The sequence below is a fragment of the Oceanicaulis sp. HTCC2633 genome, assembly GCF_000152745.1.
Lineage (GTDB): Bacteria > Pseudomonadota > Alphaproteobacteria > Caulobacterales > Maricaulaceae > Oceanicaulis.
On sequence record NZ_CH672428.1, the window covers coordinates 2,540,413 to 2,558,011 of the forward strand.

At 65.2% G+C, this 17,599-nt stretch carries 20 protein-coding genes; 9 read left to right on the top strand and 11 right to left on the bottom strand.

What is annotated here, in order from left to right:
• Positions 1–48: 48 nt before the first annotated feature.
• Together OA2633_RS12020 and OA2633_RS12025 are read left to right on the top strand one after the other, a co-directional pair.
• Positions 49–777, top strand: a complete 729-nt coding sequence (locus OA2633_RS12020) for a glycosyltransferase family 2 protein (RefSeq protein WP_009802832.1) — start codon at positions 49–51, stop codon at positions 775–777.
• A gap of 58 nt (positions 778–835) precedes the next feature.
• Positions 836–1,324 (top strand): hypothetical protein, encoded by a 489-nt coding sequence (locus OA2633_RS12025; protein ID WP_083783271.1) that lies wholly within the window; start codon positions 836–838, stop codon positions 1,322–1,324.
• Between the two features lie 80 nt (positions 1,325–1,404).
• Here OA2633_RS12025 and OA2633_RS12030 read toward each other — a convergent pair whose 3' ends face one another.
• Positions 1,405–1,959 carry a carboxymuconolactone decarboxylase family protein gene (locus OA2633_RS12030; RefSeq protein WP_009802834.1) on the bottom strand — a complete coding sequence of 185 codons (555 nt, stop codon included), beginning with the start codon at positions 1,957–1,959 and terminating at the stop codon, positions 1,405–1,407.
• Between the two features lie 151 nt (positions 1,960–2,110).
• On the opposite strand from OA2633_RS12030, the gene OA2633_RS12035 reads away from it, so the two are divergent.
• On the top strand, positions 2,111–2,719 hold the full coding sequence (locus OA2633_RS12035) for a TetR/AcrR family transcriptional regulator (protein WP_009802835.1): 609 nt from the start codon (positions 2,111–2,113) through the stop codon (positions 2,717–2,719).
• Between the two features lie 99 nt (positions 2,720–2,818).
• On the opposite strand, the gene OA2633_RS12040 is transcribed toward OA2633_RS12035, so the two are convergent.
• On the bottom strand, positions 2,819–3,166 hold the full coding sequence (locus OA2633_RS12040) for a hypothetical protein (protein ID WP_009802837.1): 348 nt from the start codon (positions 3,164–3,166) through the stop codon (positions 2,819–2,821).
• 94 nt (positions 3,167–3,260) lie between these two features.
• Complete coding sequence (gene phaR / locus OA2633_RS12045) at positions 3,261–3,860, bottom strand: polyhydroxyalkanoate synthesis repressor PhaR (protein WP_009802838.1); 600 nt, start codon at positions 3,858–3,860, stop codon at positions 3,261–3,263.
• A gap of 204 nt (positions 3,861–4,064) precedes the next feature.
• On the opposite strand from phaR, the gene phbB reads away from it, so the two are divergent.
• Both phbB and OA2633_RS12055 read left to right on the top strand, forming a co-directional pair.
• Positions 4,065–4,787, top strand: a complete 723-nt coding sequence (gene phbB, locus OA2633_RS12050; protein WP_040612684.1) for an acetoacetyl-CoA reductase — start codon at positions 4,065–4,067, stop codon at positions 4,785–4,787.
• Positions 4,788–4,867: 80 nt separating this feature from the next.
• The gene (locus tag OA2633_RS12055; RefSeq protein ID WP_040612686.1) at positions 4,868–5,602 is read left to right on the top strand and encodes a DUF4908 domain-containing protein; all 735 of its coding nucleotides are present in this window, start codon (positions 4,868–4,870) and stop codon (positions 5,600–5,602) included.
• A gap of 3 nt (positions 5,603–5,605) precedes the next feature.
• Here the strand turns inward: OA2633_RS12055 and OA2633_RS12060 are convergent, their stop codons facing one another.
• Positions 5,606–6,061 (bottom strand): cupin domain-containing protein, encoded by a 456-nt coding sequence (locus OA2633_RS12060; protein WP_156776235.1) that lies wholly within the window; start codon positions 6,059–6,061, stop codon positions 5,606–5,608.
• Positions 6,062–6,122: 61 nt separating this feature from the next.
• Between OA2633_RS12060 and OA2633_RS12065 the strand changes: the two genes are divergently transcribed.
• Complete coding sequence (locus tag OA2633_RS12065) at positions 6,123–7,244, top strand: hypothetical protein (protein WP_009802842.1); 1,122 nt, start codon at positions 6,123–6,125, stop codon at positions 7,242–7,244.
• Here OA2633_RS12065 and gloB read toward each other — a convergent pair whose 3' ends face one another.
• A complete protein-coding gene (gloB, locus tag OA2633_RS12070; protein ID WP_009802843.1) occupies positions 7,245–8,012 on the bottom strand; it encodes a hydroxyacylglutathione hydrolase in 768 nt (255 codons plus the stop codon).
• Between the two features lie 104 nt (positions 8,013–8,116).
• Between gloB and OA2633_RS12075 the strand changes: the two genes are divergently transcribed.
• A complete protein-coding gene (locus OA2633_RS12075; RefSeq protein WP_009802844.1) occupies positions 8,117–8,902 on the top strand; it encodes a methyltransferase domain-containing protein in 786 nt (261 codons plus the stop codon).
• Positions 8,899–9,978 (top strand): histidinol-phosphate transaminase, encoded by a 1,080-nt coding sequence (gene hisC / locus OA2633_RS12080; RefSeq protein ID WP_009802845.1) that lies wholly within the window; start codon positions 8,899–8,901, stop codon positions 9,976–9,978. The genes OA2633_RS12075 and hisC overlap by 4 nt, the downstream gene beginning before the upstream one ends.
• Before the next feature lie 75 nt (positions 9,979–10,053).
• On the opposite strand, the gene OA2633_RS12085 is transcribed toward hisC, so the two are convergent.
• From OA2633_RS12085 to ftsE, 5 genes are read right to left on the bottom strand one after another with little or no spacing between them, the layout of a single operon-like run.
• Positions 10,054–11,097, bottom strand: a complete 1,044-nt coding sequence (locus OA2633_RS12085) for a DUF2125 domain-containing protein (protein ID WP_009802846.1) — start codon at positions 11,095–11,097, stop codon at positions 10,054–10,056.
• Positions 11,094–11,825: a 1-acyl-sn-glycerol-3-phosphate acyltransferase gene (locus tag OA2633_RS12090; RefSeq protein WP_040612688.1), complete on the bottom strand. Its 732-nt coding sequence runs from the start codon at positions 11,823–11,825 to the stop codon at positions 11,094–11,096. Before OA2633_RS12090 ends, OA2633_RS12085 begins: the two co-directional genes overlap by 4 nt.
• Before the next feature lie 28 nt (positions 11,826–11,853).
• A complete protein-coding gene (locus tag OA2633_RS12095; protein WP_241760708.1) occupies positions 11,854–12,423 on the bottom strand; it encodes a YdcF family protein in 570 nt (189 codons plus the stop codon).
• Entirely contained in the window at positions 12,420–13,322 is a 903-nt protein-coding gene (locus OA2633_RS12100; RefSeq protein WP_009802849.1) for an ABC transporter permease, read from the bottom strand. Before OA2633_RS12100 ends, OA2633_RS12095 begins: the two co-directional genes overlap by 4 nt.
• A complete protein-coding gene (gene ftsE / locus OA2633_RS12105) occupies positions 13,319–14,038 on the bottom strand; it encodes a cell division ATP-binding protein FtsE (protein WP_009802850.1) in 720 nt (239 codons plus the stop codon). The genes OA2633_RS12100 and ftsE overlap by 4 nt, the downstream gene beginning before the upstream one ends.
• A gap of 68 nt (positions 14,039–14,106) precedes the next feature.
• On the opposite strand from ftsE, the gene OA2633_RS15540 reads away from it, so the two are divergent.
• Positions 14,107–15,051: a zinc-ribbon domain-containing protein gene (locus OA2633_RS15540; protein ID WP_050752876.1), complete on the top strand. Its 945-nt coding sequence runs from the start codon at positions 14,107–14,109 to the stop codon at positions 15,049–15,051.
• Between the two features lie 3 nt (positions 15,052–15,054).
• Here the strand turns inward: OA2633_RS15540 and OA2633_RS12115 are convergent, their stop codons facing one another.
• Positions 15,055–17,589: a DUF4175 domain-containing protein gene (locus OA2633_RS12115; RefSeq protein ID WP_009802851.1), complete on the bottom strand. Its 2,535-nt coding sequence runs from the start codon at positions 17,587–17,589 to the stop codon at positions 15,055–15,057.
• Between the last annotated feature and the right edge of the window lie 10 nt (positions 17,590–17,599).

Here is a 17,599-nt window from a genome sequence, read left to right on the forward strand (position 1 = left end):
ACGCGGCGAGATATTCTTCAAGCAAGTCCGTCCAAGACGAAGCGTTTCATGACCGATTCCCGCCCTGAGCTGAGCATTATCGCCCCCATGCACAATGAGGCGGGCAATGCCGCGCGCCTTGTGGAAGAGATTTATGGCGTTCTCAAGGACCGCTCGCACGAGATCGTCATTATCAATGACGCCAGCACGGACGGGACGCTGTCTGAACTGATCGCCGCCAAGGAGACCGTTCCGACGCTGCGCATTGTCGCCCATCACCGCAATGCGGGACAATCGCGCGCCATTCGCACGGGCGTGCTGGCCGCCAGGGCTCCCTTCATCTGCATGCTGGATGGCGACGGTCAGAACCCGCCGGCGGACATCCCCACGCTCGTGGACGCCCTGATCGCCGAGCCTGATGGCACGGGCATGGTGGCGGGACGCCGGGTCGGGCGTCAGGACAGCGAATGGAAGAAAACGGCGTCGCGCCTCGGCAATGGCGTGCGCAAGGCGCTTCTCAATGACGACGCCGATGATACCGGATGCGGGCTCAAGGCCTTCCGCCGGGACGCCTATCTGCTCCTGCCCTTCTTTGATCACCAGCACCGTTTCCTCCCCGCCCTCATGAAGCGTGAAGGCTATCATGTGGAATTCCGCGATGTGGGCCACAGGCCACGCATGGCGGGACAATCGAAATATACCAATCTGGGCCGTCTTTTCGCCTCGTTGAGCGATATGTTAGGTATAATGTGGCTCAACAGTCGTGCGCGTCAGCCCGGCGGCTGGGACGAGATCTAGAGGCTCCGGTCCAATCCGGCGCCGGTGGTGGACGGGCGACGGGGATAGGAGGCCGACCATGGCCGATTCAACGGGTTCAGGTGTTGCTGTGGGGCTCGCCAGCTCTGAAGCGCAAGTTCAACAGAGCGGGGGGCTCAACATGTTCACGATTTTTCCGAAGCTTCTGATACCGATGGCGATTTACGCCCTGGTGGCCTATAGCGACGCCTTCTTCGGCGCCGAGGGCGCGTCCATGCTCACCAATGCGCTGTTCACCCTGGGCCTGCCCAGCGGCGACTGGGCGGTGTCGGCGGCCGACCTCATCCTGACGCTGGGCCTTGTGATGCTGTTCATCGAGATGATCGGTTCGGCCAGTTCGGGAACCTCGTCGCTGCTGAACCATGGCCTGTCCATGGCGACGCTGCTGATCGGCATCCTGCTCTTCCTGCTGGTGCCGGTCTTTGCGACCTCGACCTTCTTCCTGCTGATCGTCATGGCCCTGCTCGACGTGGTGGCGGGCTTCACCGTGACGGCAATCTCCGCACGTCGCGACCTCGGCGCCGGCTAGACGGACCGCCAGAGACGCAGAAGTACGGCCGGCTCGATCCTCGAGCCGGCCGTTTTCGTTTTGGCGCGAGAAGCCGGACCTCAGTCCCTGCGCGACCAGGCGAAGGCTTCAAACGGGGCGTCCACCGGGGTGTGCGCCACATGATTGGTGTAATTGGACATGATCTTCTGGCTGTAGCCCAGGATCACCTCAAGCACATTGCGCTGGGAGAAGCCGGCGTCGAAGAAGGCCTGCATGTCTTCATCCGACATCACGCCATGCTGACGGATCAGCTTCAGGGTGAAGGTCCGCAGCGCCTCCAGACGGGCGTCCGGCAGCGGAGTTTCATTGCGCAGGGCCTCGTTGATGGCGTCATCGACCTTCATGCTCCTGGCGATGAAGGAGTGGGCCGGCACGCAGTAATGGCAGTTGTTTTCCACATTGATGGTCTGCCAGACCACGGTCAGCTCTTCGGCATTGAAGCTGGTGTTCTGAAACAGCGCATGCACGCGCTGATAGGCGTCCAGCAGTTCAGGGGCTTCCGCCATTACGGCGTGAAGGCCCGGCACCATGCCGAAGGCTTGCTGAGACTTCTCAAGCAAGGGCTGTGAGGCTTCTGGCGCGGTGTCGGCGGTGTGAAGGGTGAACTCGGTCATGGCGTGATCCTTTCGCTGGCCCCGGCGGAGGGGCAGGCGAGAGCTAGGACTCTTTGAGTGATCACTCAATAATAAATTTGAGCAATCACTCAAATGTGAGCTATGCTGTGCGGGCTTTCCCGGAGTAGACTGGGGCGAAAGGGGGCCTGTCATGCAACGCGCCGCGCCATATGATCGAAATGAAGCGCTTAAGGCCGCTCAGGACCTGTTCTGGCGCAAGGGGTATCACGCCACCTCGTTGAAGGATCTCGAGGCGGCGCTGAACATGAAGCCGGGCAGCATCTACGCGGCGTTCAAGAGCAAGCACGCCCTCTACCTGACCTGCCTGGAACGCTATTTCGACGAGACGGTGGCCGCATTGGATGCGCGTCTCGAGGCCTCGCCCACCGTGCTTGACGCGTTGGCGGACTTTGTCCGCGCCTTCGGCAGGGAGCATCTGGCCAGCGAGACGCCCGTGCGGGTCTGCATGCTGGTCAAGACCGCCCTCGAGGCGACGGAGGACGAACCGGAATTGCGCGACCGGGCGCAGGCCTATCTTCTGAAGATGCGCGCAGCGTTCGAGACCTGCTTCCGTCAGGCGCAGCAGACCGGAGAGGTGTCCGGTGATCATGACCCGGCGCAGCTGGCGGTGAACCTGCAGGCGGACATCACCGCGATCCGGATCGAGGCCCAGCAGACTGGCGGGTCAATCACGACGGCCTGGCTGGCCAATCGCAAGGCGCAGGATGTGCTGGCGCTGCGCGACAGTCCGGCGCACTAGGCCGCGCCTAGATCATCACGAACAGGAATGCCAGAACCCACACCCCGTCCCAGACGGGGCTGAACCGGTGTTCGATATTGTCCAGGGTGAACAACGCGCTCATGCGGACCGCTCCTGACCGCGCTTCGGCGCGGGCGCGCTCAGGCTTTGCGCATTGTCATACGCGCGAGCGTAGCGGGCCCGTTCGCTGGCGTCGGCGCGCAGACCGCGGCGCGGGTGCGGAAAATCGGCCTGAAGCTGAACGCCGGTTGCGCTAGTGATGCGGGCGACCGCCGGTTCGACCGGTGCGTCCGTGCGACGCCGGCCTCGACGCTCCGAGGTCGCAGGGCCGAGACGGTCTTCCTGCCGCTCGTGCGTGCGCTCGGTCGGGTGCACCTGCACCGAACGCGAAGAGGTCGGAGCCGGGAGCGCGGGGCGGCGCGCGGAGTGTGAGCCATAAACAAACATGGCCTGGACCGAGCAAGGTCCAGGCCAGTTTTAACGCTTCGTTTACGTCTCTAAACGCGCCATTAACCGTGATCGCGTTTCAGTTCGGGACGGATCACTCCTTGGAGGCCAGCTGATCGAGCTTCTGACGCATGGCGTCCAGCTCCGCACGCAGCGCCTGCACGTCGTCAGACTTGGCCGAGGACTCCTGAGAGGACGCGCCGGGCATGTCGCCCATGGAGGCGCCGGTTGAAAAGGGGGTGAACATGGACATGGCCTGCTGGAACATCGCCATGTTGCGCTTGGCCTGTTCCTCCAGCATGGCCATGGAATTGCCGCCCATGGCCTCGCCCATTGCGCCCGCCATCTTGTCGCGCATGGCCTGGTGCTGGCGCGCGAAGGTCTCCATCGACATCTGCAGATAGCTCGGCACCATGGATTGCATGGAGTCGCCATAAAAGGAGATCAGCTGGCGCAGGAATTCGACCGGAAGCAGAGTCTCGCCCTTGGACTCCTCCTCGAAGATGATCTGGGCGAGAACGCCCCGCGTCAGATCGTCACCGGACTTGGCGTCGATGACCTTGAAGTCGCGTCCTTCCCGGACCAGCTCGCGTAAATGGTCGAGCGTCACATAGCGGCTGGCGGACGTGTCATATAACCGCCGGTTCGCATATTTCTTGATGATCACGGCGTCAGACGTCTTGGTCTCGGTCACGCGTTGTCCTCCCTGCGGTCCCTGGTCTCTTGCTTCGAACTCTCCGGAATAACCGGCTCGACTCAGCTGGCATTCAACGTCATTAATCAAGTGCGGCGCGAAGGCTCGAAGGCAGGCGCTCCCATCATGATTGCTGCGAGCGCCATATTGTTATGCTGCGCAGCATAACCCGAGTTTGGCCCGAAGGACAAAGGGGAAATCGAGATGCGGCGAACAGCTTTGGTGACAGGGGGCACGCGGGGAATTGGTCGTGCGATTTCAATTGCCTTGAAAAACGCCGGATACGCCGTTGGCGCGAACTATTGTGGCAATGACTCTGTTGCGGCGCAGTTCACGGAAGAGACCGGCATCCCGGCGTTCAAATGGTCCGTCGCCGATTATGACGCATGCGCGGAAGGCATCCGTCAGGTCGAGCAGGCTCTGGGGCCGGTCGATGTGCTGGTCAACAATGCCGGCATCACGCGTGATGCGCCGTTTCACAAGATGACGCCCGAGCAGTGGCGCGAAGTGATCGACACCAACCTGAATGGCGTTTTCAACATGACCCATCCGGTCTGGTCCGGGATGCGCGATCGCGGCTTTGGCCGGATCATCACCATTTCCTCGATCAACGGTCAGAAAGGCCAGTTCGCCCAGGCCAATTATTCCGCCTCCAAGGCCGGGGATCTGGGCTTCACCAAGGCGCTGGCCCAGGAAGGCGCGCGCAAGGGCGTGACCGTGAACGCCATCTGCCCGGGCTATGTGGCGACCGAGATGGTGATGGCCGTGCCCGAGGAGATCCGCAACCAGATCATCGCGACCATTCCCGCCGGTCGTCTGGGCGAGGCAGACGAGATTGCCCGCTGCGTGGTGTTCCTCGCTTCTGACGACGCGGGCTTCATCACGGGCGCGACGCTGACCGCGAATGGCGGGCAATATATGACCTGAGGGCAACAGGGTCGGGCCGAGCGCAGACAAGCCGCGCTCACGCCTCGAAATCGCCGTGAAGCGGATTACACTGTGCCTTCATGAAACGTGGAATTCTTGTCCTTCTCGTTCTCAGCGCCGGTCTGTGGGCGCTCGGAACCGGAGAAGGCGTCGCACAGAGCAACCCGTTCCGGCGCATGCTGGGGCAGGAAGTCCAGACCGTAGAGCGTTCGTTATGGTTCGAGCGCGCGGACGGACGCGGCGGCTTCACATTTGATCGTTCGGCCTCCATGCCGCTCATCCGCGCGGATGACGATGACGAGATCATGGCTGTTCATCAGGTGCGGGCGGCCGGGGGCGGCGAAGTCTGGATCACCGATACCGGACGCATGCTGCTGCGCCAGTCCAATCTGGGCGGCTGGACCTATTTCCCGTCTGACCGTCCCGACGGCGTGATCGTCGAACCCGTGGGACAGGCCCAGCCGCTCGCCGCCGAACCCATGGATGGCGAAGCGCTTGAGCGCGTGGCCACCGAGATGGCGCATGCTCTGGCCCAGATTTCCCGCAAGGAGGTGCTGGCGGAGCTCACGGCGCTCGACCCGGAAGGCAATGCGTATATGGCCGACGCCATGCGCATGGTGCGCCGGGGCGCTGATCTGGCGCCGCGCCGCACGGTGCGCGAGCTTGAAGTGGTTCGGCTGGGCATCGGCGAGGCGCCCCAGGTCAGCTATGACGGGCAGGTGCTGGATGTCTCCATCACCCCGTCGCTGGGATATGGGGGGCGACCCAGCTCGGCCCTGATCCGTCGCAGTTTTGAAAACCCGGCGCCGCGCTAGACCCTAGCCAGGCGCGCCGTCCGGCCCCGGCCGCCAGTCCTCCGGCGCCAGCTCGAAACCGTCGAACTCGAACCCGGGCGCCACCAGGCAGCTGACCAGCGTCCAGGCGCCAAGGGATTCCGCCGTTTGCCAGGCATGAGCGGGAATGACCTGTTGCGGGCGTTCGCCCGCGCGCAGATTGGGGCCGAGTCTTTGATGGCGGGCGGTTGTCGCATCCTCGCTCCAGCTTAGCGACAGGGGGGCGCCCGCCTGCCACAGCCAGGTTTCGGCCGCGTCCACCTTGTGCCAGCGGGACACTTCATCCGCCGCCAGCAGGAAATAGATCGCCGTGAAGCGGGCCCGACCATCCGGTCCGGGGGCGTCCCGCCAGGTCTCGACATAGTGTCCGCCTTCGGGATGGGGCTTCATGCCCAGCATCCGGATGATCTCGTTGACTCCCATATCTCCGGATGGCGTCATGGCGCGCTCCTATTGGCCTGATTTTTGCAAGACATTCCCGGAACAGAACAGGCGCAGGTTCATGACCCAGAATACCTTTGGTAAGCTGAAATTGCTCAAATCGGGTGGCTCGACAAGCCGCGTGATGGATTTGCTGTCTGTTCAGGAAAGCGCCGGCGCTCTGGGTCTGACCAGCAAGACCTCCATGTTCAACACCAAACGCCTGAACACCAGCTTCATTGTGAAACACACCCTGCGCGCCTGGGAGCGCGAGCAGGTCAGCGGCGCCCGCATCTCGGCCACCAAGATCATCATTCCGATGTCCGAGACGAATCTCGATTCAGGCGGACACAGCATTTTTGTCGAGGATCCGGGACTCGCCGAGAAACTCAGCACCCATCTGGGCGTCGCCAAGACCTTGCCGCGTTTCCGGGAGGATATTGCGCGCCTGCGCGAGCTCTGCGCCCTGCCGTCCTTCGATCCCTACCTGCTTTATGATCATTTCCGTCGCTCCAAGCGCAAGGTGTCTGACGCCTATTTCCAGATGAGCGCACAGGAGGTTTCCCAGATCAGCGAGTTCGTTGCGGGCCAGATCAATCTGCTGGTGCGCCGTGCGCTCAACACGGCCCAGGACGGCTCGCTCCTGCAGGCGCGTCGTCTGGCGAACACCCTCTTCGAGGACCATGAATCCGAGAAGCTGGATGTGCTGCGCAGCGCGCTGAACATGACGCCGGATCAGTACCGGCTGAGCATGAATGGCTGGAAGGGCACGCTGTATTATTGCTGGCGCGCCGGGGCCTGCGGCAAGGATCTGTCAGACTTCCTGACCGCGATCAACGCCCTCAATCTGGGCCAGCTGCATGCGACAGACCGGGACGAGTACCGCCAGCTGGTGGCGGGCGTGTCCAGCGAGGCCAAGCAGCGCTGGGCCCGGGTTCAGACCAAGCTTCAGCAGTACCATGATCAGTTCGCACGTTTTCTGAATCACGGTGATGGCGGCGCCCTGTCATCCTTCCTGAATGCGGCTCCGGAACTCTTTGTCGAGATGGGCGACGATATCAGCCGCATCCAGCATGTCTGCGCGTCCTGGCGGTTCTGGCAGGGTGATCGCAAGGCGTCAGAGCTTCCGGTTGCGGAAGGCCGCGCCCTCCTGCTCGATTATGACAGCGTTCTGAGCTTTGAAGAGCAGCGCAAGGCCGCCTGATCAGAAGCTGTCCTTGCGCCGACGCAGTTCGGCGAACACCTCTGCATCGCTGGCCGCTTGCAGACCGAGCCGGGCGCGCAGACCCTCGTCATCCCAACGCAGGAAGGGATTGGATTCACATTCGGCGGCCAGAACCGTGGGGATTGTCGGCTTGTCCTCGGCCCTGAGCTCATCCACGCGCCGGGCATAGCTCTGAAGCGCGGCGTTCTCCGGATCTACGCTCAACGCAAACCGGGCGTTCGCCTGGGTGTATTCATGGGCGCAATAGATCACGGTTTCCGGCGGCAGACCGCGCAACCGCGCCAGTCCGGCCTGCATCTGCTGGGGCGTGCCCTCGAACATCCGGCCGCAGCCCAGGGCGAACAGGCTGTCCCCGACAAAGGCGACGCCCGCCTCCTCGAACCAGTAGGCCACATGACCGAGCGTATGCCCGCCGACATCCATGACCCGGGCGGTCAGGTTTCCCAGTGCGACCGCGTCACCGGCCGCGACAGGCTGGTCCACATGACCGATGGTGGCCGCTTCGGCCCTGGGCGCGACAATGCGGGCGCCCGTCGCCTGCCGGATCGCTTCATTGCCGCCGGCATGGTCCCAATGGTGATGGGTGTTCCAGATGGCGCGGATCGGCCAGTCCAGGGTCTGGGATTCTTCCAGGATCACATCCGCTTCCGGCGTGTCTATGCAGGCGGTCGCGCCCGTCTCCGAACAGCGGATCAGAAAGCCGTAATTGTCCTGAAGGCAGGGGAACTGCCGGATTTCAAGCGCCATCAGGCCGCCTCCCAAATGTGTAACCCTTGAACGAGAGCTGGGTCTTACCCTTATCAGGTCAAGAGCCTAGCATGGGGCTCGACCCGCTTGCCATGAGCTGACCGATGCGAACCGACGCCCTTGATATCGCCCGCTTCTACCGCACCCCGCCGGGCCGGGCCGCGCGGGATATGGTGCAGCGTCGCATTCTGGCGCTCTGGCCGGATGTGGACGGGCTCGACATGCTGGGATTTGGCTATGCGCCGCCCTATCTGGAGCCCTTCCGCGGGCGGGCGCGGCGCACCATCGCTTTCATGCCCGCCGCCCAGGGCGCGGTGCCCTGGCCCGCCCCCGGTGTGGGCAAGGGCGGGTTGAGCATGCTGGGCGACGAGCAACGGTTCGCCTTCAAGGAAGCGCTCTTTGACCGGGTGATCCTCGTGCATGCTCTGGAAGAGGCGGCTGATCCCGCCCGCCTGCTGCGCGAGGTCTGGCGGGTGATGGCGCCGGAAGGTCGCCTGCTGGTGATCGCGGCGCACCGGACCGGATTGTGGTCGCGCGCAGATTCCACCCCTTTCGGTCATGGCCGACCGTTTACGCGCAGCCAGCTCACCGGCCTGCTCAGCGATTCCCTGTTCGAACCGATCGCCTGGTCGCGCGCCCTGTTCACGCCGCCCTGGCGGTTCACTTGCGGACCCAAGACGGCGCGGGCGTTTGAAAGTGCGGGCGAGCGGCTCTGGCCGGCCTTTGGCGGACTGATCCTGAGTGAAGCGGTCAAGCATGTGGGCGCGGTGCGCGCGGGCGGCGCGACGCAGCGGGTGCGCAGAAAGGCGCTTGAAGGCGTCACAAGGCCCGCGCTATCTCCTCGGTCAGATCGCACACCGCATGAAGATGAGCAGAAAGGCGCACCATGACGCTCCAACCCCGTCCCGGTCTTCTCGACATCAAACCCTATGTGCCGGGCGCAGCCGCGCCGGAAGGGGCGGTGAAACTGTCCTCGAACGAGAACGCGCTGGGCTGCAGCCCCAAGGCGGCGGACGCCTTCAAGGCGGCGGCGAGTTCGCTGCACATCTATCCCGACGGCGGCGCGACCGAATTGCGCGAAGCCATCGCGAAAATGGAAAACCTCAAGGCCGAACAGATCGTCTGCGGCGCAGGCTCGGACGAGCTGCTGCAGCTGATCGGCAAGGCCTATCTCGGCCCCGAGGACAAGGTGGTCCAGAGCCAGTATGGCTTCCTGGTCTATCGTCTGGTGGCGATGCAGTCCGGCGCCCGGATCGTGTCTGCGCCTGAAAAGAACTATACCGCCGATGTGGACGCGCTGATCGAGACGGCGGGTGATGACGCCAAGATCGTCTTCCTGGCCAATCCCAACAATCCGACCGGCACCTGGATCCCGGGCTCGGAAATCCGTCGCCTGCGGGAGGGGCTACCGGATTCCACCCTGCTGGTGATCGACTGCGCCTATGGCGAGTTCGTCGATGCGCCGGAGTACGAAGACCCGCTGGCGCTGGTGGCTGAGTACGACAATGTGGTCGTGACCCGCACCTTCTCGAAAATTCACGGCCTGGCCGGTCTGCGTCTGGGCTGGATGTATGGTCCCAAGGACGTGGTGGATGTGATCCACCGCGTGCGCGGCCCGTTCAACGTCAACCTGCCTGCCATCGAGGCCGGGACCGCCGCTATTCAGGACCGCGACTTCCTGAAGAAGTCCAAAGAGCACAATGACCGCTCGCTGGCCTTCCTGACCCAGCAACTGGGCGGTCTGGGCTATGATGTGACGCCGTCGGTGTGCAATTTCGTGCTGGTGCATTTCCCCGAAACGCCGGGCAAGACCGCCGATGACGCGAACAAATTCCTCGCGGAGCGCGGCCTGATCGTGCGGGGCGTGCAGCCCTATGGCTTGCCGAACGCGCTGCGCATCTCGGTGGGGCTGGAAGAGCACAACCGCGCCGTGGTTGAAGCGCTCGAGGCCTTCGCCAAGGCGTAAGCGCGCCAGCGCTCAACGGTCGAAAAAAGCCCCGGACGCCAGGCGTCCGGGGCTTTTGCGTGTCTGCGGCGGCGCCTAGTCCAGTGCGCCGACTTCGCCGATCCGGGCGGGCCCCAGGAACAGGCCGCCATCCTGCAACAGGAAGGGCAGGGCGATGCCCTCGTCACGGCGCGGCGCCATCATGGCCGCCAGACGCAGCGCAGCGCCCTGTTCGTCATAGACGAGGCGGGCGTCTTCCAGCGCCGAAATCAGACTTTCAGGGTCGGAGACCACCACGCTCAATCGACCCGCAGGGCGGATCTCGCGATCCAGCGTGATCTCGCCCGACCCGGTCAGGGCGGCCGGGCCCCAGTCAAGCCGGGTTTGCCGGATGACAAGACGGCCGCCGGCGCGGGACCAGGCCAGCGGGTCTCCCGCCAGGGACAGGGTGTCGAATTCTGTCAGCACGCTATCAAGCTGAACAAGCGTGACGGTGTCGCCAAAGGCGGACTGAAGCGGATTGTCGAGCTGGCTGTCATGAAACCGCATGCCTTCGATTTCGAACCCGCTGATGAATTCGCCTGTCTCGGCCATGCGCCCGTTCATTGCAAAGCGCTCGACGGCGCCGATCATCGGTTCGGGTCCGGACAGGGCCTCAATGGACAGGGCGTTGATTTCCGCGCCGATCTGGCTCGTGACTCCCTTGCGGGTGATGAGGCTGAGGCGCGCCTTCTCGCTGACGAGGGCGTATTGAGAGCGCTCGCCATCAATGCGCGTATCCAGAATGGCGTTCTGGCCCAGCGTGACGATCCAGTGATCAAGATTGTAGAACTGGGCGCTGGCGGCGGCGGCGTCCATGGAAATCCGCCAGCCTCCGTCCGTGGCTGGCGCGCTGACTTCCGCTTCGCTCAGATGGATGGTGAAGCGGAACGGATAGCCGCGCACCTTCATCGTGGAATAGTCAATGGCGTATCCCGCCTCGACCTTGTCCTCGATCCAGGCCTCGGCGGCGGTGTGGATCTGGCCGGACATGATCACCCAGTAGGCCGCGTGGATGACGATCGCCAGCGCGAGCGCGCCAAAGGGAAGATACAGGCCGAGCCGGGAATGGGGGCGAGCCGGGGCGTTTTGGGCGGTCATGCTGCGGTCTCGGCGGAATGGGAGGCCGGCAGAAGCGCGTCCGAAGCGGTCTCGATCCGGGTTTGAAGTTCAGCCATGAAGGCGTCCTTGCTCAGGCCCGGTTCGATCGCGGGCAGGAATTGCACAATGATCACGCCAGGTCTGCGCACGAAGCCATGGGGCGGCCAGTAGAGGCCGGAATTGAGCGCAACAGGGACGCAGGGCGTTTTCATCGCCTTGTATAGCCCCACGACACCGGGTTTGTAGCTGTCGCTTTCACCCGGCTCCAGGCGCGTGCCCTGCGGGAAGATCACGACCTGACGGCCTTCCTCGGCGCGCTGGCTGGCCTGTTTGAGCATGTCGCGCAGGGCTTTGGCGCCCGCGGAGCGGTCCACCTTGATGTTCTTGAGCTTCATGGCGTACCAGCCAAAGAAGGGCAGATAGGCCAGCTCCTTCTTCAGAATGATCGCCGGATCATCCAGAATCGCCCAGAAGGCCAGGGTCTCGAACATGGACTGGTGCTTGGAGGCGACGAGGGCGCCGCCCTTCGGCAGATGCTCGCGTCCACGGACCTCATAGCGAATGCCGCAGATCAGTCTGAGGCCGCCGAAGACCAGGGCCAGATAGACGCGCATGCAGCCTTTCACGCCGCTGCGCGGGCCGAGCAGGAACGGGGCGCAGACAATCCCCATCACCACCATCAGCCCGTACATCCAGACGACGAAAATTGCAGACCTGAGTGCGGCCACGTAGCTCTCCTAGACAGTTCAGATGGGCTTAAAGCGTGCGAACGCGTTCGCGTCCATAGACGGCGGCGTATTTTACATACTCCACCAGCCATCGCCGCGCTTCATGGCCGCCGCTCCAGGGCGCCGGCGCCGGCACGCCATAGGCCACCAGTCGGACATCCGGCATCGCCGCCTGCAGCTCCAGTAGCGCGCGGGGCATGTGATAGTCGCTGGTGACGACGATGATCCGGTCATAGCCGTGCTGGCGGGCCCAGGCGGCGGTCTCGGCGGCGTTGCCGATGGTGTCGGCGGCCTGAAGTCCGAAATCCACGCAGCATTCGAAGAGCGCCTGAGACGCCCCGGCCGCGGCGGCGATATCAGCCGGCGGACTGTCCGGATTGACCCCGGAGATGAGCAGACGTCGCCCCGAGCCGTCCTGCAACAAGGCGGCGGCGGTGCTCACGCGGTTGGGGCCGCCTGTCAGCACCACGATCGCCTGTCCGCGCACGGAGGCGTCGGGGGTGAAGGTGCGGGCCTGGCGTACAAACAGCGCAAAGCCCACCACGAAGGCGGTCAGAAGGATGAAGGCGGTCAGCCTGAGGAACCGCCCGCCGCTCATGACCATCGCGCCTTCAGATCGCTGGAGACGGCCGTGCGCGCGGCGACGGCGGCGATGAGCGCTGCAATCAGGGCGGCGAGGGGCGGGATCATCAGCGCGCTCCAGCCCAGCTCAAGCGTGGGCACAAAGAACAAGCCGCCAGAGGCCGCCCCGGCCTGCGCCAGCCCCAGGGCGGCGAGCGCCGCGGCGATGGATCCGGTCAGACCCGATTTGAGGCCCAGAAAGAAGAACCGTTCCTGAAACAGGCCCGTGACATAGCGGTCGGGCGCCCCGACCAGATGCAGGGCTTCAGCCACGTCCCAGCGAGCGGCGAGCGAGGCGCGCGCGGCGAAGGCCACCACGGCCGCGGCGGCGACGGTCAGCAGGAGCACCAGTCCGAGGGCGAAATAGCGCACGGCGTTCGCGGCGCGCTGCACAGCGTCTTCCCAGCGTTGATGATCGTCGACAAGTATCTCATAGGGCTCGTCCGCCAACAGCGCCTCGATGGCGCCATTGGCCGGCGGGTTGTCGGCATTGATCTGCACCGCCACCAGCCGGGGGACCGGCAGGTCTTCGGGCAGGTCCGCCGATCCCAGCCAGGGGCTGACCAGGCGCTCGGCTTCGGCCCGGTCCATGGCGATCACGCCGGTCACGCCGGGCAGGCGGGCGATGGCTTCGGCGGCGGCGACGGCGTCCGCATCCGCATCACGATCCTCGCCGGGCAGGATCTGGACGGTGATCTCGGCGGTCAGCTGATCGGTCCAGCCATCCGCCGCGCGCCAGGCGCCCGCGGCGCCGAAGGCGGACAGGCAGGCCAGAAAGACCAGGATCGCCGCCACGGCGAAGAGCGGTCGGTCCCGCCCCGAATCAGGCGGCAGAAGCGGCGCGACCCGTTGGGCTTTGGACTTGTCCTGGCTCATGCGGCGCGCACCTTGCCCACCAGTCGGCCCTCGGACAGCTCCAGCACCGGCGCGTTCAGGCTGTTCACGAGGGTCAGGTCGTGGGTCGCCATCAGGATCGTCGCGCCCAGCCGGTTCAGCTCGACGAACAGGCGCAGCAGGCGCCGCGCCATCTCAGGGTCCACATTGCCCGTCGGCTCGTCCGCGATCAGCAGGTCGGGCTTGGAGATCACGGCGCGGGCGATTGCGGCGCGTTGCTGCTCTCCGCCCGACAGGGTCGAGGGGAAGGCGTCCATGCGCTCGCCCAGACCGACCCAGGCCAGAAGTTCGGCCACATCCTCGGCATAGCTTGAGCGCGCCTGGCCTGCGACGCGCAGGGGCAAGGCGACATTGTCGAAGACGGTCAGATGGTCGAGCAGGCGAAAGTCCTGAAACACCACGCCAATCCGACGGCGCAGAGCCGGCAGGGCGTCACGCGGCAGAAGCGAGGCGTCCCGTCCGAACAGATTGATCAGGCCACGGGACGGGCGCTCGGCGCGATAAATAAGTCGCAGCAGTGAAGACTTTCCCGCGCCGGACGGTCCGGTGAGGAAATGGAAACTTCCGCTTGGTAACTCAAAGCTTAGGTCGCTGAGCACTTCCGGGCCCCGACCATAGCGCATGCCCACGGAATCAAACCGCACCGCCGTTTCAAAGGCGGGCGTGTTTGGAGCCGGATCATTCGGGTGTGAGCTCATGGGTCTGGCGTACCGCAGCTTGGCGTGAATTCGAAGTCGACTATGCAGGACAAGCGAGGCGTCCGTCCATGATCGTGACCTGTCCCAGCTGCGAGGCGAAGTATCGCGTGGATGCCGACGCCCTGGCCGCGCGCGGCAACAAGGTGAAGTGCGCCGCCTGTGCGCACTCCTGGGTCGTGGAGGATGAGGGGCTGACCCTGAACGAGCCGGTCGAGCCCTCTTTCGATCCGTCTCCGGCGCCGTCAGAGGCCGATCCGCAAGCTGACGCCGAACCCGCGCCATCGATTCGTGAAAAGCCCGCCGCCGCCGTGCGCGCGCGCGCCGAACAGCAACGCCTCAAACAGCGCAAGGCCGTGGAAGGCGCCGGCTGGGCCGGCGTCGCCGCCTGCCTGGCCGTGGCGCTGATCGGCGCGGTGATCTTCCGCGTCAATATCGTGCAGACCTGGCCGCGCACCGCCGGCGCCTATGCCGCTGTGGGCATGGACATCAACCCTTACGGGCTGGAAGTGGGCATGCTGACCGCCAGCTTTGAAGAGGGCGGTCTCCATGTCGAAGGCGTTCTGGAGAACATTACGGGCGGCGATCGCCCGACCGTGCCGCTGAGCGCGCGTGTTCTGGATTCTCAGGGCGTGGTGCTGGAAAGCTGGCCGGTGGCGCTGGAATCCGCCTCTCTGCCGGGCGGCGGCGCCGAACGGTTCTACACGACGCTGGAAACCGTGCCCGAGGGCGCGGTCCGGGTCGAGGTGATCATCGCTGATACGGGCGCCGCAACGCCGGAAGCGGCTCATGGTGATCCCACGGCCGCTCACGATGACGCTGCGATGTCACATGGTGACGCTCATGCGGGGGGCGATCATTCGGGCGGACAAGCCGCGCCTGCGGCGACCGATCACGGCGACGCCGCGTCGCATGATCCTCATGACCCGGCAGATCATGGCGCCGCACAGGGTGATGACCACGGCGCGGCCGAAGACCACGCGGCGCCCCAGCCACACGCCAGCGATCATCACTAGCGCCTAGAAGCGTTCCAGCAGCCGGTCGATATAGTCGAGCTCTTCCTGCGGGCGGCCTCGCTCCGCGGCCCGGCGACGCAATTCTTCCAGGATGTCGCGGGCGCGCTGACGTTCGCTTTCGCTGGGCAGTTGGGTGTCCTGCCCTTCCGCGGCGCCGCGGCCAAGCGGATCATTGCCCTCGCCCTCTTCACCCTGATTGAGCTCCTGCTCCAGCGCTTCAGCGGCTGATTGCGCCGCACTGCGCAGTCCCGCCAGCGCTTCGTCCTGACGCGCGAGCGCGTCCTCGCCATCCCCTTCACGCAGGGCGCGGGCGGCGTCTTCCATGGCGCGGCGGGCATCCTGCAGGGCCTGTCGGGCGTCCTCGCCGGCTTCGCTGCCGGGCATGGCGTCTTCGATGTCGCCAAGGCCGCCGGGCAGGTTTTCCTGCGGTTCCGCCAGCTCCTGCAGACCACGCCCCGAGGCGCCGTCCTGACGTTCAAAGCTTTGCGGGCCCTCAAGGGAATCGTCAGTCGAACCACCGCGCTCAGGCTCGCCGGGCGCGAGCGGGTCTGACAGCGGGTCGCGACCGGACGGGCCCTGCTGGCCCTCTTGTTGCTCTCGCTGGGCGTTGAAGGTGTCCTCCATCAGCCCGCGCTGTTCATTGATGGCGTCGCTCAGCTCCTCGAGCGCCTCGCGCATGGCCTGGGCGGCGGCGCTTTCGCCCTCTCCATCGCCATTGCCCTGCCCCAGGGTGACCTGCATGTTGCGCAGGAGTTCGGCCAGCATGGCGAGCGCCTGACGCGAGCCTTCGGTGTCGCCAAGCTCGGTGGCTTCGCGCAGGGCTTCCAGCAATTGCTCCAGCATGTCCGCAGACATGTTGCCGCCCCCGCCGCCCTCGGCGAAGCGGCCCGCTTCAGCGGCCTCGCGCATCAGAAGCTGCATGTAGCGGTCCATGGCCTGCTCGAAGGCGTCCATCAGGGCTGAGATCTCGATCTGGTCCGCGCCGCGCGCCAGGGCGTCGGCCAGCGCGCGTTCAGCGGCGGCGAGCGCGGCTTCCGCATCGGCCAGACTGCCCAGCTCGGCGCGCAGGGCGATGTCCCACAGATCGCCCTCCATATGATCAAGCTCATCAAGCTCGCGCGCCCGACGCACCTCCATCAGGGCGGTGCGCAAGCCCATCCAGACAATCGCATCGTCGAAATAGGAGGAGGGCGCATCACTGACGGCGTTGAGCGCCATGGCGAGGCGACGTATTTCGTCAGGAGCGCGTTCCAGACGGCGCTGGGGCTGATCATCCAGATAGGGCCGCTCGCGCGGCGGGCCGTCGGGCATGGCGGCGTAGCTGTCATCGACCTGGAGGAAACGACGGCGTTCGCTGGCGACCGACCGGGCCAGAGGATCGAGAAACACCCGTTGGGGCAGGGTGATCGTCATCTCCCCGCTTTGCCCGCGCTGGCCGGCGCCATCGACGCCTGCAAGCCGGATCACCACGCGCTCGCCGGCGAGCGGGCTGCGCGACAGGTCGATTTCGGCGAGATCCAGACCGCCTTCAGACGGGCGGATCTGACCGGGTGTGATCTCCTGGCTCTGAAAGACGGCGGCCGGCTGGCTCTCATCCGCCGGGGCCCGGGCGTATTCCAGCCAGATCGTCTTGAGCCCGTAATCATCCTCGGCGACAAATTCGAGCTTCAACCGGCCCTGCGCATCGCCCTCGGGTTCGGCTGCAAAGGTCAGATGCGGCGGCGTATCCTCAATCAGGGTGAAGTCCACGCTTTCACGCAGGCGGCCCGCCCGCAGGCTGATCACGCCATCTGACTGGGGCGTGATGCGCGCCAGTTGCACGCCCTCGGACAGGGTTTCGGTCTCGAACGGCGCGCCGGATATGCTGGGCGCGCGATTGAGACCGGCGATGCGGGCGAAAAGCGTCGAGCCCTCCGGGATTTCAGCAGTGCGGCGATCGCGCAGGAACAAAGCGGGGCGACCGGTGTAGTCAGGCGCCTCAACCCAGAGATCAACGCGGGCATCCTGACCGCCGCCCGCCAGAAGCCGTGGTGCGAAGGCGTCCCCCAGACGCGGGCCGGCCAGATCACCTGCCAGGAAGCCGCCGGTCAGCAGGACGATGACGAAGCTGACGCGCAGGCCATAGGGATCAAGCCGACCCCAGGCCGCTCTGGGGCGGCGCGCTCTTGCGGTTGCAAGTCGCGCCTTCATGCGCTCGATATGGGCGGACCAGAGCTGCGGATCGCCAGACGCCGGGGCATCGCGCAGCGCCTCGAACGGACGATCTTTCAGACCGCTATCGTCTTCCACACGGCGTTCGATCTCGGTCCGGTCCGGAACCGTGAACAAGGGCAGTTTCCAGCGGATCCAGGCCGCGGCTGCGCCCAGCGTCATCGCCAGCGCGATCAGCCGCCAGGGGTCGCCCAGACGTTCGAATGCGCCAAACAGGGCAAGCGCCAGATAGGCGCCCAGCAGCGCCGCCGGGCCGATCAGCACCGGAGCCGCGCGCTCCCACAGGAGCGCAATGCGTGCGCGAAGGAAGGCGTGCGAGCGTTGCATGACTGGAAGG

Coding starts and splice junctions, on each gene's coding strand:
- OA2633_RS12020 (WP_009802832.1), top strand. CDS start 49: ATGACCGATTCCCGCCCTGAGCTGAGCATTATCGCCCCCATGCACAAT.
- OA2633_RS12025 (WP_083783271.1), top strand. CDS start 836: ATGGCCGATTCAACGGGTTCAGGTGTTGCTGTGGGGCTCGCCAGCTCT.
- OA2633_RS12030 (WP_009802834.1), bottom strand. CDS start 1,959: ATGACCGAGTTCACCCTTCACACCGCCGACACCGCGCCAGAAGCCTCA.
- OA2633_RS12035 (WP_009802835.1), top strand. CDS start 2,111: ATGCAACGCGCCGCGCCATATGATCGAAATGAAGCGCTTAAGGCCGCT.
- OA2633_RS12040 (WP_009802837.1), bottom strand. CDS start 3,166: ATGTTTGTTTATGGCTCACACTCCGCGCGCCGCCCCGCGCTCCCGGCT.
- phbB (WP_040612684.1), top strand. CDS start 4,065: ATGCGGCGAACAGCTTTGGTGACAGGGGGCACGCGGGGAATTGGTCGT.
- OA2633_RS12055 (WP_040612686.1), top strand. CDS start 4,868: ATGAAACGTGGAATTCTTGTCCTTCTCGTTCTCAGCGCCGGTCTGTGG.
- OA2633_RS12060 (WP_156776235.1), bottom strand. CDS start 6,061: ATGACGCCATCCGGAGATATGGGAGTCAACGAGATCATCCGGATGCTG.
- OA2633_RS12065 (WP_009802842.1), top strand. CDS start 6,123: ATGACCCAGAATACCTTTGGTAAGCTGAAATTGCTCAAATCGGGTGGC.
- gloB (WP_009802843.1), bottom strand. CDS start 8,012: ATGGCGCTTGAAATCCGGCAGTTCCCCTGCCTTCAGGACAATTACGGC.
- OA2633_RS12075 (WP_009802844.1), top strand. CDS start 8,117: ATGCGAACCGACGCCCTTGATATCGCCCGCTTCTACCGCACCCCGCCG.
- hisC (WP_009802845.1), top strand. CDS start 8,899: ATGACGCTCCAACCCCGTCCCGGTCTTCTCGACATCAAACCCTATGTG.
- OA2633_RS12085 (WP_009802846.1), bottom strand. CDS start 11,097: ATGACCGCCCAAAACGCCCCGGCTCGCCCCCATTCCCGGCTCGGCCTG.
- OA2633_RS12095 (WP_241760708.1), bottom strand. CDS start 12,423: ATGAGCGGCGGGCGGTTCCTCAGGCTGACCGCCTTCATCCTTCTGACC.
- OA2633_RS12100 (WP_009802849.1), bottom strand. CDS start 13,322: ATGAGCCAGGACAAGTCCAAAGCCCAACGGGTCGCGCCGCTTCTGCCG.
- ftsE (WP_009802850.1), bottom strand. CDS start 14,038: ATGAGCTCACACCCGAATGATCCGGCTCCAAACACGCCCGCCTTTGAA.
- OA2633_RS15540 (WP_050752876.1), top strand. CDS start 14,107: ATGATCGTGACCTGTCCCAGCTGCGAGGCGAAGTATCGCGTGGATGCC.
- OA2633_RS12115 (WP_009802851.1), bottom strand. CDS start 17,589: ATGCAACGCTCGCACGCCTTCCTTCGCGCACGCATTGCGCTCCTGTGG.